A 12,599-nucleotide genomic window follows, 5' to 3' on the forward strand; every position below is an offset into this window, starting at 1 on the left:
TACGGGGGTGGGCCGGAGGCGACTTTCCGTCACGTGCGCGGGCCTGGAATAGTGCCTCTTCGATGTTCGACATCCCTAGACTCCCCGGCATGGGGGATTACTCGGGGGACAACCTTGTGGGGCATGGAGTGCCGGAACTCGTACTTGAACTGAACGGACAAACCTGGACGCTTGACGCGTCCAGGTCATACAGCCTGGGTCGCGACCCGCAGGGGGACGTGTCGTTCGACGACGCCAGAGTCTCCTGGCGGCACGCCACCATCCGCTGGAACGGCGGCGGTTGGGTGGTCGAGGACCTCGGCAGCACCAACGGCACCTACGCGCAGGGCCAACGCGTCCAGGAGGCGCAGGTCGGCCCCGGGTCCGCCGTGCACCTGGGCAACGCGACCGACGGCCCGCGCCTGGCGTTCAGCGCGCCCGCGCACACGCCCGCCGCCCAGCCGGTCGCGGCCGACGCCGTCGGGAGCCACGCCGATTCCGCCCGGAGCGCGCCCGCGCGGTCGCACCAGGCGCAGGCGCCCGCCCAGTCCGCCCCGGCGGGGTGGGCGCAGCAACTCCAGGGCGGCGGACCCGCGCCGCACGCCCAACAGCCGCCCGCGCAACCGCAGTTCCCGCAGCAGGCCGGCTGGAACCAGCAGCCCGCGCAGGCCCGGCAGCCGCAGGCCGCCGCCCCGGCGCCGCACGCACAGCCCCAGGCGCCGCAGCCGCCGCACGCCGCCGACCCGCAGGCGCAGGGCGCGGCGTCAGCCGCGCGGCCCGCCACCGGCAGCGCGCACAGCGACCGCAGCCCCACCACGTTCCACCACTTCGCGGCCGGCCGCGTCATGCGCATCGGCCGCGCGCTGGAGAACGAACTCGTCGTCTCCGACCTCCAGGTCTCGCGCTACCACGCCGAGTTCCACGCGCACCCCGACGGCCGCATGGAGATCGTCGACCTCGGCAGCCACAACGGCACCTACGTCAACGGCCAGCCGGTGCAGCGCCACCTCATCGGCCCGAACGACATCGTCGGCGTCGGCCACTCCACCTTCCGGCTGGTCGGCGACCGCCTGGAGGAGTTCGTCGACACCGGCGCCGTCTCGTTCTCCGCGCGCCGCCTGACCGTCCAGGTGCCGCAGGGCAACACCACCAAGACCATCCTCAAGGACGTCTCCTTCGGCGTCCCGGAGAAGTCGCTGATCGGTGTCATCGGCCCGTCCGGCTCCGGCAAGTCCACCCTGCTGCGCGCGCTCACCGGCTACCGCCCGGCGGACGTCGGCGAGGTGCTCTACGACAACCGCGACCTCTACAAGCAGTTCGCCGAACTGCGCCAGCGCATCGGCCTCGTTCCGCAGGACGACATCCTGCACAAGGAACTGACCGTGCGCACCGCGCTGAAGTACGCGGCCAAGCTGCGCTTCCCCGGCGACACGCACGCCACCGAACGGCAGGCGCGCATCGACGAGGTCCTGCGCGAGCTGAAGCTCGACATCCACGCCGACAAGCGCATCACCTCCCTGTCCGGCGGCCAGCGCAAGCGTGTCTCGGTCGCCCTGGAACTGCTCACCAAGCCGTCGCTGATCTTCCTCGACGAGCCCACCTCGGGCCTCGACCCGGGCATGGACCGCGACGTCATGCAGCTGCTGCGCGGACTCGCCGACGACGGCCGCACGGTACTGGTCGTCACCCACTCGGTGGCCGAACTCGCGCTGTGCGACCGGCTGCTGGTCATGGCACCCGGCGGCTCGGTCGCCTACTTCGGCCCGCCGGACGAGGCGCTCACCTTCTTCGGCTACGACACCTGGGCCGACGTCTTCCAGGCGTTCGAGAACTACCGCGACTACGACTGGTCCGGCCGCTGGCGCGGTTCCCAGCACTACCAGCTGTACGCGGCCGACCTCGACGCCGCGCCCGCGCCGCAGGCCGCGCCCGTCGTACCGCAGCAGATGCAGATGTCCCGCCCGCAGAAGTCGCAGAGCTGGGGATCCCAGCTGTGGACGCTGATCGCGCGCTACCTGTCGGTGATCGCCTCCGACCGCGGCTTCCTGGGCCTGATGGTCATCCTGCCCGCGGTGCTCGGCGTGGTGAGCGTCGTCATCCCGGCCAAGTACGGCCTGGGCTTCGGCCCGCCGCAGGCGCACCTGTTCAACAAGGACGCCGGCACCATCCTGATGATCCTCACGGTCGGCGCGTGCTTCTCCGGCGCCGCCAACTCGGTCCGTGAGCTGATCAAGGAACGCGTCATCTACGAACGCGAACGCGCCGTCGGCCTGTCGCGCTCCGCGTACCTGATGTCCAAGGTCATCGTGCTCGGCCTGATCACCGCGTTGCAGGGCGTCATCATCTGCGGCATCGGCTTCGCGCCCCGCAAGATGCCCACCGAGGGCGTGATCCTGCACAACGCGCCCGCCGTCGAGATGACCGTCATGGTGATCGGGATCGGCTTCACCTCGATGATGGTCGGCCTGGTGATCTCCTCGCTGGTGAAGACCGCCGAGAAGACCATGCCGCTGCTGGTGATGTTCGCCATCGTGCAGGTCGTCTTCACCGGCATCCTCTTCCAGCTGTACGCCAAGCCCGGCATCGAGCAGGTCGCCTGGCTGATGCCGTCCCGCTGGGCGCTCGCGGGCCTGGCCACCACCGCGCAGCTCAACGTGCTGATGCCGTGGGACCCGACCGACCCCGACACCCTGTGGAAGCACTCCGCGGGCATCTGGTTCCTCGACCTGTTCGTGCTGCTCGCCCTCGGCGTGATCTGCGGCTTCGCGGTCTCCCGGCTGCTGCGCCGGCACGAGCCGGAGGTCATGCGGGAGAAGTGAGCGCGGCGGGCGCACGCGGCCCGTCTTCCGTCCACGCGTCGGAACGAGGCGGCGGTCACCCGGGAACGGGGGCCGCCGCTTTCGCGTGGAGCCCTGCTCGTCGGGGGCGCGGGAGCCCTCGGACCTAGGGCGGAGGGCCCGGGACCCGACCGGTCGGGCGGCCGATGCCGCCCGAGGAGGCCGCCGGTACGGTGAACACATGTCCACGCGGAGCACGCGCGACCAGATCGCGGCGGTGAGTTCCGCGGTGCTGGCGATGAGCCGCCACCGCGAGGTCCACGACGTGCTCCAGACCATCGTCGCCTCCGCGCGCGAGCTGCTCGACGCCCGGTACGCGGCACTCGGCGTGCCCGACGACCACGGCGGCTTCGCCCAGTTCGTGGTGGACGGCGTCAGCGAGCGGCAGTGGAAGGAGATCGGACCGCTGCCCCGGCAGCACGGCATCCTCGCGGTGATGCTGCGCGAGGCCACCCCGCAGCGGCTCGCCGACGTCCGCGAGGACCCGCGCTTCGAGGGCTGGCCCAGGACCCACCCCGAGCTGTCGGACTTCCTCGGCGTGCCCATCGTGGACGACGACGAGGTGCTCGGCGCGATCTTCCTCGCCAACAAGAACTGCCCGAAGCCGCAAGGCGGTTGCGGCTTCACCGAGGACGACGAGGAACTGCTGCGGATCCTCGCCGCGCACGCCGCCCTCGCCCTCACCAACGCCCGCCTGCACGAACGCAGCCGGGAACTGACCATCGCCGGGGAGCGGGCCCGGATCGCCCACGGCCTGCACGACGCCGTCGCCCAGAAGCTGTTCTCGCTGCGGCTGACGGCGCAGGCCGCCGCCACGCTGGTGGACCGCGACCCGGCGCGCGCCAAGGGGGAGTTGCGCGAGGTGGCCCGGCTCGCCGCCGAGGCCGCCGACGAACTGCGCGCCGTCGTCGTGGAGTTGCGCCCCGCCGCCCTCGACGAGGACGGCCTGACCGCCACCCTGCGCGACCAGGTCGAGGTGCTCGACCGCGCCCACGCCGCGCGCATCGCCTTCACCGCGCACGCGGTACGGGCCCTGCCGGCCCAGCAGGAGGAAGCCCTGCTGCGCGTCGCCCAGGAAGCCCTGCACAACGCGCTGCGCCACTCCGGCGCCACCGGCGTCGACGTCCGACTGGAAGGCCGCGGCAGGGGTGCCGTGCTGCGGGTGCGCGACGACGGCCGCGGCTTCGACGCCTCCCGGGTCCGCCGCGCCGGCCGCCACCTGGGCCTGGTGTCGATGCGCGACCGGGCGGCGGGCGTCGGCGGCAGGCTCACCGTGGACTCGGCGCCCGGCGAGGGCACCCTGATCGAGATGGAGGTGCCGGGTGGCTGAGACCCGGACGTCGGGCGAGAGCGCCATCAGGGTGCTGCTGGTCGACGACCACCAGGTCGTCCGCCGGGGCCTGCGCACCTTCCTGGAGGTGCAGCCCGACATCGAGGTCGTCGGCGAGGCGGCCGACGGGGAGGAAGGCGTCGCGCGGGCCCGGGAGCTGGGCCCCGACGTGATCCTCATGGACGTCAAGATGCCCGGCACCGACGGCATCACCGCGCTGCGCACCCTGCGCGACGAGGGCAGCAAGGCGCGGGTGCTGATCGTCACCAGCTTCACCGAGCGGCGCACGGTCGTCCCCGCGCTGCGGGCGGGCGCCTCGGGGTACGTCTACAAGGACATCGACCCCGACGCCCTGGCCGGCGCCATCCGTTCCGTGCACGCCGGACACGTGCTGCTCCAGCCCGAGGTGGCCGACGCGCTGCTGTCCCGGGAGGAGGCACCCGGCGGCACCGGCCGCGCCGGGACCCTCACCGAGCGCGAGCGGGAAGTCCTCGGACTCATCGCGGACGGGCGCTCCAACCGGGAGATCGCCCGCGCCCTGGTCCTGTCCGAGAAGACCGTGAAGACGCACGTGTCGAACATCCTGATGAAGCTCGACCTCGCCGACCGCACCCAGGCCGCGCTGTGGGCGGTCCGGCACGGCGTCGGCGGCTGAGCAGGGCCGAGTCTCCGGCCGTGCCCGCCCTCGGAGCGGAACGTCGCCTTCCAGGCTGAGATTCATACCGTCGTGTGTATGTAACCCGAATGGCGCAACCCGGCCGCGCCCCGCCCGTTCTTCAGGGCGCGCCACCCGCGACGTGCGGGGGCGCATCACGCCAGAAGGGTCATACGAAGTGAAGAACCTGAAGAAGGTCGCCGTCGTCAGTGCCGTAGCGGGTGGCCTTGCCGTCGCCGGTGCCGGTGTCGCCTCCGCCCACAGCGCGGACGCCCACGGTGTCGCCGTCAAGTCGCCGGGCGTGGCCTCGGGCAACCTGGTCCAGGTCCCCGTGCACGTGCCGGTCAACGTGGTGGGCAACACCGTCAACGTGGTCGGTCTGCTGAACCCGGTGTTCGGCAACCACGGCCTCAACCACTGAGCCCGTAGCGCACCGAGCACGCGCTCCCCGGCCCCGCGGCACACCGCCGCGGGGCCCTCGTGCGTCCACCCCCCGCGCGCCCCCGCGCCGCGTCAGTGCTCCCTGCGCCGCTCCGCCTCCTCCACGTACGCGTTGTACGCCGCCACCTGCGCGCGGCGCGCGGTCCGCTCCACCGGGCGCAACAGCTCAGCGCGGGCCGCGATCTCGGACGCGCTGACCGCCGAGCCGTGCTCCGCCCCCGTCGCGATCGACGTCAACGCGCCCACCCGCTGCGCGAGTTCGAGCACCCGCACCGCCCGCGGCGGATACCCCGGAGCCAGCACCTCGCGCCCGCGCTCCGCCCGCGCCCGGTACGCGTCCAGCGCGGCCTGCGCCGCCGGACCCGCACCGGCCACGTCGAGCCGGGACAGCGCCGCCGTCGCGTCCCGCATCGCCTCCGCGAGCTCGCGTTCCGCCTCGCCCAGCGACGGCACGTCCGCGGGCGGCGCGTCCCGCACCCCGGCGCACCGCCACACCACCTCGACGCGCACCTCCCCGCGCGGCCCGGTCCGCGTCACCTCCGGCACCAGCCCCAGCGGCGCACCGGTCCCCACCACCGCCTCGCCCGCCGCCAGCGCCCGCGCGTTGAACTCCGGCGGGCCGCTCAGCCCCAGCGGATGCCCCGGCACCGGCAGCGCCAGCCGCAGGCCCGAGACCCCCAGCGCCCGCAGCCGCCCGAGCCCGTAGGTCAGCCCGACCGGGCCGTCCTCCCCGGGCAGATCCGCGATCCGGTGCGCCGTGTCCCCGGCGGTGATCTCCTGCGCCGCGTCGTCCGGGGAGACAAAACCCCCAAGTAGGGCGTTTCCCCATGCCGTCATGCGTCCTGAGCGAGGTTCCTGAAGCATCCACCCAGCCTATGGACTGGACCGCCCGGCGTGTGGCGTAGGTTTTCCCTCGGGGCCCGCCGACCGGGCCGCCCACGTCCGGCCGGAACGCCGACCGCCGCCGGCACGTCGTACATGCCGTACGAGTCGCACGTGCCGCACAAGACGTCGCACCGTCGAACGACGAAACGCAAGACATGAAGAGGCAGGGGAGACAACGCGCTCATGAGCGATGTGCTGGAGCTGGTGGACGTATCGGTGGTCCGCGACGGACGGGCTCTGGTGGACCAGGTCTCCTGGTCGGTCGCCGAGGGCGAGCGGTGGGTGATCCTGGGCCCCAACGGCGCCGGTAAGACCACCCTGCTCAACGTCGCGTCCAGCTACCTCTACCCGACGTCGGGCACCGCCGCGATCCTCGGCGAGAAGCTCGGCGGCGTCGACGTCTTCGAACTGCGCCCGCGCATCGGCGTCGCCGGCGCCGCCATGGCCGACAAGATGCCGCGCCGCCAGACCGTCCTGGAGACCGTGCTCACCGCCGCGTACGGCATGACCGCGCACTGGCGCGAGAGCTACGAGGAGTCCGACGAGCAGCGCGCCCGGCTCATCCTGGACCGCCTGGGGATGTCCGAGTACGCCGACCGCCGCTTCGGCACCCTCTCCGAGGGCGAACGCAAGCGCACCCTGATCGCCCGCGCCATCATGACCGACCCCGAACTGCTCCTGCTCGACGAGCCCGCCGCGGGCCTCGACCTGGGCGGACGCGAGGACCTGGTGCGCCGCCTCGGCCGACTGGCCCGCGACCCGATCGCGCCCTCGATGATCATGGTCACCCACCACGTCGAGGAGATCGCCCCCGGCTTCACCCACGTCCTGATGATCCGTCAGGGCAAGGTGGTCGCCGCCGGCCCGATCGACCTGGAACTGACCAGCCGCAACCTCTCGCACTGCTTCGGCCTGCCGCTCGTCGTCGAACGGCACGGCGACCGCTGGACCGCCCAGGGCCTGCCGCTCGCGTAACTCCCGCCCGCCACCGGCGTGACGCGGTACGGACGCCCGTAGCCCCGGCACCCGGCCACGGCCTGTCGCACCCCACGCGCCAGCCCTACCATGGGAGTTGTGAACGCATGGGTGTGGTGGCTCGCCGCCGCCGGGGCACTGGGCATCCCGCTGGTGATCACCGCGATGCCCGAGTTCGGGATGTGCGCGATCGGCGCCGCGAGCGCCGCCGTGGTCTGCGGCTTCGGTGGCGGAATCGTCGCGCAGGTGCTGGTCTTCGCCGTGGTCTCGGTCGCGCTGGTCGCGGTCGTCCGCGTCGTCGCCAACCGGCAGGACACCACCGCCCCGAACCTGCGCACCGGCGTCGAGGCGCTCAAGGGCCGCCAGGCCCTCGTCGTCGAACGGGTCGACGGCCGCACCGGACGCGTCAAACTGGGCGGTGAGATCTGGTCGGCCCGTTCGCTGGACACCGCCCGGGTCTACGAGGCCGGGCAGGAGGTGGACGTGGTCGACATCGAGGGAGCGACCGCGGTGGTCCTGTGACCCCGCCGCGCACCGGCATGCCCCGGCCCGAACCACCGTGCGCCCTCGGCCAATTCACCGAAGCCGGAGCGCGCACCCCCGGCCGTCTGACAGACTTGATCATCAAACGTTCGTACCGCGGCGCGTGGCACGGGGAGTGGTCGTGACACCCATCATCATCGTCCTGGTGATCCTGGTGATCCTGGTCTTCATCGCACTCATCAAGACGGTCCAGGTGATCCCACAGGCCAGCGCCGCCATCGTCGAGCGGTTCGGCCGCTACACCCGCACCCTCAGCGCGGGCCTCAACATCGTGGTCCCGTTCATCGACCGCATCCGCAACCGCATCGACCTGCGCGAACAGGTCGTGCCGTTCCCGCCGCAGCCGGTGATCACCCAGGACAACCTGGTCGTCAACATCGACACCGTCATCTACTACCAGGTGACCGACGCCCGCGCCGCCACCTACGAGGTCGCCAGCTACATCCAGGCGATCGAGCAGCTGACCGTCACCACCCTGCGCAACATCATCGGTGGCATGGACCTGGAGCGGACCCTGACCTCCCGCGAGGAGATCAACGCGGCCCTGCGCGGCGTCCTCGACGAGGCCACCGGCAAGTGGGGCATCCGCGTCAACCGCGTCGAGCTCAAGGCGATCGAGCCGCCCACCTCCATCCAGGACTCGATGGAGAAGCAGATGCGCGCCGACCGTGACAAGCGCGCCGCGATCCTCACCGCCGAGGGCATCAGGCAGTCCCAGATCCTCACCGCCGAGGGTGAGAAGGCGTCCGCGGTGCTGCGCGCCGAAGGTGACGCCAAGGCCGCCGCCCTGCGCGCCGAAGGTGAGGCGCAGGCCATCCGCACCGTCTTCGAGTCCATCCACGCGGGCGACCCCGACCAGAAGCTGCTGGCCTACCAGTACCTCCAGATGCTGCCGAAGATCGCCGAGGGCGACGCCAACAAGCTCTGGATCGTCCCCAGCGAACTCGGCGACGCCCTCAAGGGCCTCGGCGGAGCCATCGGCAACTTCGCCCCCGGAGGCGGCGGCAACGCCACCTCCGCGGGCAACGGCACCGCCAAGACCGTCCCCCCGCGCCGCGAGGCCCCGGGCATCGAGAACGACTGACCACCCGGAGGCCTCACCGCGCCGGATCTCTACGGGCCTTCACACGCCGGGGCTTCACACGCCGGGCCCTTACGCGATCCCGGCCGGTGCGGGCGCAGGCGCGGGGAGCCACTGCGGCAGCCCGCTCGCCCCGTCCCGCATCCCCAGCGCCAGCAGCAGCGCGTCCGCCGGAGTCGGCTCGAACGGCCGGGTCAGCAGCCGCATCCCCGCCTGCTCCGGCGTACGGTCCGCCTTGCGGTGGTTGTCGTCCGCGCACGCCGCCACCGTGTTCAGCCAGGTGTCCTGACCGCCCCGCGACCTCGGCAGGACGTGGTCCACCGTGGTCGCCCTGCGCCCGCAGTACGCGCACCGGTGCCGGTCACGCACCAGCACACCCCGCCGCGACCACGGCGCCCGTTCTCGGAACGGCACCCGCACGTATCTGCGGAGTCTGATCACCTGCGGCACCGGCACCTCGACCGCCGCCGCGCGGACCCGCAGCCCGGGGTGCGCCTGCTCGACGACCGCCTTGTCCCGCAGCACCAGCACCACCGCACGCCGCAGCGACACCGTCGACAACGGCTCGAAACTCGCGTTGAGCACCAACGTCTCGCGCATCCCACCCACCTCCGCCGGGTCCGCCCCGCCACGCGGCGAGGTGGCACCCACTGTGGTCCGCGACCGTCCGGCCCGACAACGCAATTTCCGCCCCGCGCACCACGGTTGACCCGGCCCGGAACGCCGGACGCCCCAGGTGTCCGTCCGCCGTCGGGACGACGGGACACCCGGGGCGCACGAGGACCGGCGCGGGTCACCTGCCCCGCGGCACGAGGCGATCCGTACGGTCAGCCCTCGGCGGGCTCGCCGTACTCCGCGATCAGCTGGGCGCGGCCCAGCGTGTGGAACCGCAGATTGAAGCCGGCCACCGCGGGCGTCGCGTCCGCGTCAGGACCCAGCTTCTCGGCGTCCACCGCGTAGACGGTGAAGACGTACCGGTGCGGGTCGTCCCCGGGCGGCGGCGCGGCACCGCCGAAGTCCCGGGTGCCGTAGTCGTTGCGCACGTGCACGGCCCCCGCGGGCAGCCCCTTGAAGTCGCCCGAACCGGCGCCCGCCGGAAGCTCGGTGACGTCCGCCGGGATGTCGAAGACCATCCAGTGCCAGAAGCCGCTGCCGGTCGGCGCGTCCGGGTCGTAGCAGCTCACCGCGAAGCTCCTGGTCCCCGCCGGGAAGCCCTCCCAGCGCAGGTGCGGCGAGGTGTTGCCCTTCGCGAAGACGTGCGCGTCCCCCAGCGTCCCGCCGTCCCGTACGTCGTCGCTCACCACGGTGAACGACGCCACCGGAGGGTGGAAGTCGTGGGGAAGCGGCCGCCTCTTGTGCTCGGTCACTGACTACCTCCTGGCCAGAAGTTGTTGCCCCAGCCACCCTAGGACCCCGGGCCCGGCCCGCGTCGCCGACGCGTTGTCCGAGTCGCCCGCTACGCTCGTACGACATGATCACCGCCCCGGGACCGCTGGACCGCACACCGCTCGACCGCTCCTTCTTCGACCGCCCGGTCCTGGACGTCGCACCCGACCTGCTCGGCCGCGTCCTCGTACGCGAGACCGACGACGGCCCCATCGCCCTGCGGCTCACCGAGGTCGAGGCCTACGCCGGCCCGGTCGACCCCGGCTCGCACGCCTACCGGGGCAGGACCGACCGCAACGCGGTCATGTTCGGCCCGCCCGGATACGTCTACGTCTACTTCACGTACGGCATGTGGCACTGCATGAACCTGGTCTGCGGCCCGCCCGGCACCGCCAGCGCCGTCCTGCTGCGCGCCGGCGAGATCACCGAGGGCGCCGACCTTGCCCGCGAACGCCGCAGCACCTCACGCCGGGACAGGGACCTCGCCCAGGGCCCGGCCCGCCTCGCCACCGCCCTCGGCGTCGACCGCGCGCTCAACGGCGCCGACGCGTGCCCCGCGCGGCCCGAACCGTTCCGCATGCTCACCGGCGCACCGGCCGGCCCCGACGCCGTACGCAACGGCCCGCGCACCGGTGTCGGCGGCGAAGGAGCCGCCCACCCCTGGCGCTTCTGGATCGACGGCGACCCCACCGTGAGCCCCTACCGCGCCCACGTGCCCAGGCGCCGCCGCTGACAACCGGGAGGGCCCCTGACAACCGGGAAGACCACGGGGGCCCGGACCGCGTACCCTCAAACACGCTGCGTGGACGCCACGACAGCCCGAGCAACAGCGACACGAGGAGACACGAAGACCGTGACGGACATCGTCGACGAGCTGAGGTGGCGCGGGCTGATCGCCCAGTCCACCGACGAGGACGCATTGCGCAAGGCGTTCGCGGACGGCCCGGTCACGGTTTATTGCGGCTTCGACCCGACCGCGCCCAGCCTCCACCTCGGCAACCTGGTGCAGATCCTCACCATCCGCCGCCTCCAGCAGGCCGGCCACCGGCCACTGGCGCTGGTCGGCGGTGCGACCGGCCTGATCGGCGACCCCAAGCCGACCTCCGAGCGCACCCTGAACGACGAGGACGTCGTCGCCGGCTGGGTCGACCGGATCCGTGGCCAGATCGAGCCCTACTTCTCCTTCGAGGGTCCGAACGCCGCCGTCATGGTCAACAACCTCGACTGGACGTCCGGCATGTCCGCGATCAGCCTGCTGCGCGACATCGGCAAGCACTTCCGGGTCAACAACATGATCGCCAAGGAGGCGGTCGCCCGTCGGCTCAACTCCGACGCGGGCATCAGCTACACCGAGTTCAGCTACCAGATCCTCCAGGGCATGGACTTCCTGGAGCTGTACCGGCGGCACGGCTGCACGCTCCAGACCGGCGGCAGCGACCAGTGGGGCAACCTCACCGCGGGCACCGACCTGATCCGCAAGGCCGAGGGCGCCTCGGTGCACGCGCTGGCCACCCCGCTGATCACCAAGGCGGACGGCACCAAGTTCGGCAAGACCGAGTCCGGCACGGTGTGGCTCGACCCGGAGATGACCACGCCGTACGCCTTCTACCAGTTCTGGCTGAACGCGGACGACCGGGACGTCGCCACGTTCCTGCGCATCTTCAGCTTCCGCTCGCACGAGGAGATCGAGGAGCTCGACCGCCTCACCGAGGAACGCCCGCAGGCCCGCGCCGCCCAGCGCGCGCTGGCGGAGGAGCTGACCACGCTGGTGCACGGCGGCGACCAGACCGCGGCGGTGGTCGCGGCGTCCAGGGCGCTGTTCGGCCAGGGCGAGCTGACCGACCTCGACGCGCCGACCCTGGCCGCGGCGCTCGCCGAGCTGCCGCACGCCCGGGTGACCGAACTGGCCCCGGTCGCCGACCTGCTCGCGCAGGTCGGTCTGGTCGCCAGCAAGTCCGCGGCACGACGCACCATCAAGGAGGGCGGCGCCTACGTGAACAACGTCAAGGTCGCCACCGAGGACGAGGTGCCGTCGGCGGACGCCCTGCTGCACGGGCGCTGGCTTGTGCTGCGCAGGGGCAAGAAGAACCTGGCGGCCGTGGAGCTGACGCCCGGCGCCTGATGGCGTCGCACCCCTGACCAGGGGGTTTGGGTTCCGAGCGGGGCCCGGTCGGAACCGTGCGGGAAAGAGGGCGGGCAGGGGCTTGACTCCGGCCCGCCCGGCCCCTAACGTAGTCCGAGTCGCTGGAAACGGGTGAGCCGTCCGACGTGGCCGTCAGGCCAGTCGCAGACCCCCCGGGAAGGCGGCCAAACCACTACCGCACGGCCTTCCTCACCGGATGCATTTTGGCTTGCCCGGAATTGCATTCGATCGGCTCGATTATGAGTCGGCGGGGAAATCCGCTAACGTAGTGGACACGCCGGAAGGCGCGAAACAAAATCCCGCCAGCGGGAATCGGGTCCGAAAAGATCTGATAAGCTGGAGAA

At 72.2% G+C, this 12,599-nt stretch carries 12 protein-coding genes; 9 read left to right on the plus strand and 3 right to left on the minus strand.

What is annotated here, in order from left to right:
• The first annotated feature begins 89 nt into the window (after positions 1–89).
• The 4 genes from K7472_RS22090 to K7472_RS22105 all read left to right on the plus strand — a co-directional run bounded on the left by K7472_RS22090 (position 90) and on the right by K7472_RS22105 (position 5,222).
• Complete coding sequence (locus K7472_RS22090; protein ID WP_222980247.1) at positions 90–2,798, plus strand: FHA domain-containing protein; 2,709 nt, start codon at positions 90–92, stop codon at positions 2,796–2,798.
• Positions 2,799–2,997: 199 nt separating this feature from the next.
• Complete coding sequence (locus tag K7472_RS22095) at positions 2,998–4,146, plus strand: GAF domain-containing sensor histidine kinase (RefSeq protein ID WP_222980248.1); 1,149 nt, start codon at positions 2,998–3,000, stop codon at positions 4,144–4,146.
• On the plus strand, positions 4,139–4,801 hold the full coding sequence (locus K7472_RS22100; protein ID WP_308014026.1) for a response regulator: 663 nt from the start codon (positions 4,139–4,141) through the stop codon (positions 4,799–4,801). Before K7472_RS22095 ends, K7472_RS22100 begins: the two co-directional genes overlap by 8 nt.
• A gap of 178 nt (positions 4,802–4,979) precedes the next feature.
• Complete coding sequence (locus K7472_RS22105) at positions 4,980–5,222, plus strand: chaplin family protein (protein WP_222980249.1); 243 nt, start codon at positions 4,980–4,982, stop codon at positions 5,220–5,222.
• A gap of 92 nt (positions 5,223–5,314) precedes the next feature.
• Here K7472_RS22105 and K7472_RS22110 read toward each other — a convergent pair whose 3' ends face one another.
• The gene (locus K7472_RS22110; protein ID WP_222980250.1) at positions 5,315–6,106 is read right to left on the minus strand and encodes an Rv1486c family protein; all 792 of its coding nucleotides are present in this window, start codon (positions 6,104–6,106) and stop codon (positions 5,315–5,317) included.
• Between the two features lie 204 nt (positions 6,107–6,310).
• On the opposite strand from K7472_RS22110, the gene K7472_RS22115 reads away from it, so the two are divergent.
• From K7472_RS22115 to K7472_RS22125, 3 genes are all read left to right on the plus strand, one after another.
• On the plus strand, positions 6,311–7,102 hold the full coding sequence (locus K7472_RS22115) for an ABC transporter ATP-binding protein (RefSeq protein ID WP_222980251.1): 792 nt from the start codon (positions 6,311–6,313) through the stop codon (positions 7,100–7,102).
• A gap of 90 nt (positions 7,103–7,192) precedes the next feature.
• Positions 7,193–7,624: an NfeD family protein gene (locus K7472_RS22120; protein ID WP_222980252.1), complete on the plus strand. Its 432-nt coding sequence runs from the start codon at positions 7,193–7,195 to the stop codon at positions 7,622–7,624.
• A gap of 142 nt (positions 7,625–7,766) precedes the next feature.
• A complete protein-coding gene (locus K7472_RS22125) occupies positions 7,767–8,729 on the plus strand; it encodes an SPFH domain-containing protein (protein WP_222980253.1) in 963 nt (320 codons plus the stop codon).
• A gap of 69 nt (positions 8,730–8,798) precedes the next feature.
• On the opposite strand, the gene K7472_RS22130 is transcribed toward K7472_RS22125, so the two are convergent.
• The gene (locus tag K7472_RS22130; RefSeq protein ID WP_222980254.1) at positions 8,799–9,326 is read right to left on the minus strand and encodes an HNH endonuclease; all 528 of its coding nucleotides are present in this window, start codon (positions 9,324–9,326) and stop codon (positions 8,799–8,801) included.
• Between the two features lie 227 nt (positions 9,327–9,553).
• On the minus strand, positions 9,554–10,093 hold the full coding sequence (locus K7472_RS22135; protein WP_222980255.1) for a YbhB/YbcL family Raf kinase inhibitor-like protein: 540 nt from the start codon (positions 10,091–10,093) through the stop codon (positions 9,554–9,556).
• Positions 10,094–10,197: 104 nt separating this feature from the next.
• Between K7472_RS22135 and K7472_RS22140 the strand changes: the two genes are divergently transcribed.
• Positions 10,198–10,845, plus strand: coding sequence for a DNA-3-methyladenine glycosylase (locus K7472_RS22140; RefSeq protein WP_222980256.1), 648 nt, complete (start codon positions 10,198–10,200; stop codon positions 10,843–10,845).
• Positions 10,846–10,965: 120 nt separating this feature from the next.
• Positions 10,966–12,234: a tyrosine--tRNA ligase gene (tyrS, locus tag K7472_RS22145; protein ID WP_222980257.1), complete on the plus strand. Its 1,269-nt coding sequence runs from the start codon at positions 10,966–10,968 to the stop codon at positions 12,232–12,234.
• The last annotated feature ends 365 nt before the right edge of the window (positions 12,235–12,599 follow it).

It is taken from the genome of Streptantibioticus parmotrematis (assembly GCF_019890615.1).
Classification (GTDB): domain Bacteria; phylum Actinomycetota; class Actinomycetes; order Streptomycetales; family Streptomycetaceae; genus Streptantibioticus_D; species Streptantibioticus_D parmotrematis.